This is a genomic window from Bradyrhizobium sp. LeoA1Lang, from assembly GCF_055413685.1.
The window spans coordinates 1-2,505 of record NZ_JBVAPG010000358.1 but is presented as its reverse complement, the minus strand read 5'-3'; the positions used below and the strand labels follow the sequence as shown (position 1 = coordinate 2,505).

3 protein-coding genes are annotated in these 2,505 nt (G+C 60.4%); 1 reads left to right on the top strand and 2 read right to left on the bottom strand.

What is annotated here, in order from left to right; all coding sequences use genetic code 11:
* Nucleotides 1-125: 125 nt before the first annotated feature.
* Entirely contained in the window at nucleotides 126-1,457 is a 1,332-nt protein-coding gene (locus ACZYOF_RS43380; protein WP_282527805.1) for an amidohydrolase, read from the top strand.
* Nucleotides 1,458-1,589: 132 nt separating this feature from the next.
* Here the strand turns inward: ACZYOF_RS43380 and ACZYOF_RS43375 are convergent, their stop codons facing one another.
* A complete protein-coding gene (locus ACZYOF_RS43375) occupies nucleotides 1,590-1,898 on the bottom strand; it encodes a hypothetical protein (RefSeq protein WP_130578820.1) in 309 nt (102 codons plus the stop codon).
* Between the two features lie 324 nt (nucleotides 1,899-2,222).
* A complete protein-coding gene (locus tag ACZYOF_RS43370; protein ID WP_463719546.1) occupies nucleotides 2,223-2,408 on the bottom strand; it encodes a hypothetical protein in 186 nt (61 codons plus the stop codon).
* Nucleotides 2,409-2,505: the final 97 nt, after the last annotated feature.

Below are 2,505 nucleotides of genomic sequence, written 5' to 3'. Positions count from 1 at the left end.
CCAGCCGGTGTGATATCTCTCGTCATGGCGTTGCTCTCCTTTGTGGAATCAGCACCCCGAGCCTACCGGCTCAAGGTGGGCAACGCCGACCTCTTCAGTAATTCAACAGAACCCGGGACATCCCCATGCGGTTTGCAAAGCCCCTGCTCGTCGCATTTGTCTTGGGCAGCATGGTTGCGCTGCCGGCGCATGCGGAGTTCGACGTCGCAAGCCTGAAGCAATCGATCGAGACCTCCTTCGAGAGCGAATATCCAAAACTCGATGCGCTCTACAAGGACATCCACGCCCATCCCGAGATCGCCTTCCAGGAGGAGAAGACCGCCGCAAGACTCGCCGCCGAGATGCGCGCGATCGGCTTCGAGGTTACAGAGAAGGTCGGCAAGACCGGGCTGGTTGCGCTCTACAAAAATGGCGACGGTCCGACCATCATGGTGCGCACCGAGCTTGACGCGCTGCCGATGGAGGAGAAAACCGGCCTGCCCTACGCAAGCCGCGACAAGACCATCTGGCAGGAGCGCGAAACCTTTGTCGCCCATAGCTGCGGCCACGACATCCACATGGCGAGCTGGGTCGGAACGGCGAAGACGCTGGTCGGGCTGAAGGACCAGTGGAAGGGCACGCTGATGTTCATCGCCCAGCCCGCCGAGGAAGTGGTTGCGGGTGCCAGAGCCATGCTGGCCGACGGCCTGTTCACGCGCTTTCCCAAACCCGATGCCGGCTTTGCCCTGCATAGCGGGGCCTTTCCCTACGGCTACGTCAGCTACACCGTCGGGGTCCGCTCTTCCAATGCCGACGGCCTCTACATCAAATTCAAAGGCCGCGGCGGCCATGGCGCGGCGCCACAGGCGACCATCGATCCCGTGATGATGGCGTCGCGTTTTGTGGTCGATGTGCAGAGCGTCATCAGCCGTGAAAAGGACCCGACCGAATTCGGCGTGGTCTCCATCGGCTCGCTCCATGCCGGCACCACGGCCAACATCATTCCCGACGAAGCGGTCCTGCTCGGCACCATCAGAACCTTCAAACCGGACGTGCGCGCCAAGATGCATGATGGAATCGAACGTACCGCCAAAGCGGTCGCCGCCATGGCGAATGCGCCTGCACCGGATATCAGGATCACCGAGGGTACCAAGGCGGTGGTCAACGATGCCGCTGTTGTCGCGACCGCCGAGAAGGTGCTGAACGCGGCCTTCGGCGACAAGTTCAGGACCGCGCCGCCGGTCACCGCGAGCGAGGATTTTTCCGAGTACATCAATGCCGGCGTGCCCTCGATGTTCTTCAATATCGGCGTCTACGATCCCGAGCACGTCGCCGCCGCGCGCAATGGCGGCCCGCCGCTTCCCGGCAACCATTCCCCGCTGTTCGCGCCGGTGCCGAAGCCTACCATTCAGACCGGCGTCACCGCGATGACGCTCGCAGTCCTCAGCGCATTCGACCAGAGGGCCAAGGGACAGTAACGGCCAAGCCCGTCATTGCGAGCGAAGCGAAGCAAGCGCGATGCGCATGATCGAGCAAGGATAAAATCTCTCAAATACATGTTGGCGAGCGGCGGCTCGAAGGGAGCCGCACGCTGCCAATGCTTGACGTCATCACCAGCCGTAAGTGTAGCCGGGATAGGAGTAGTAATAGCTCGGATAGCTCCAGTATGAATTATAGGTCGGATAGCCCCAATACGAATTATAGGTAGGATAGCCCCAGTACGAGTTATAGGTGGGATAGCCCCAGTACGAAGGATAATCCCGACGCACCAGATAGCGCACGTCCATCGTCACGGCTGGTACCGCCGCCTTGATCGACATGCCATTGATCGGCGCAGCAGACGATTTGGCCGTGGCGGCCGCTGCGAGAGGAACAGCAATTGCGAGTGCAATCGCGAGCCTGCGGACTTGAATCTTCATGGAAGCTCCTTTCGTGTTAGAAGTGACCATCCACCAGGCGACGATGATGGGGCAGGACGCCTACAGAAAGATTTCGGAAATCCGGAATTGCGTTACGTGGGTAACTGGTGGTGGCACGAAGCCAAGTCCCACAACCCGCCACTCGATTGGAGCTGACCTGGACGCGTTACGTCGCCTCTTGGCCCAACTCGGACCCTTGGAGCTCTGCTATCGCGCCGCTATCAGGGGCACAGCGGATCTCATACGCATCCTGATCTGCGGCGCGGGAGTTATAAGTACACGCCTTAGCGAGCCGGCGCTCGTCACGGATAACAGCCCAGCGCGTCAGTCCTTGAAGTCATACTGCTTGCTGAGGTGATCGCCGACCTGGACCAGCATCGCCACGCATTCGGCTTGGCCACCGTCCACGTAGCCCGCACGGAGTTCGTAGCGCGGATGGAGCGCAGCGTAATCCGGGAACGGTGTCTGGAGTGCCCCCCAAAAGTGAACCTCCTCCGAATGAGTGGACACCTGTAGTAGGCTCATTGAGCCCGGAGGTGTTGAATGGAACGTCAACGTCGGTCATTTACCGAAGAATACAAGCGCCAGACCGTCGAGCTGGTGTTGT

Bases quoted from the DNA above. Each gene is read 5' to 3' on its own strand.
- ACZYOF_RS43380 (WP_282527805.1), top strand. From the start codon at position 126: ATGCGGTTTGCAAAGCCCCTGCTCGTCGCATTTGTCTTGGGCAGCATG.
- ACZYOF_RS43375 (WP_130578820.1), bottom strand. From the start codon at position 1,898: ATGAAGATTCAAGTCCGCAGGCTCGCGATTGCACTCGCAATTGCTGTT.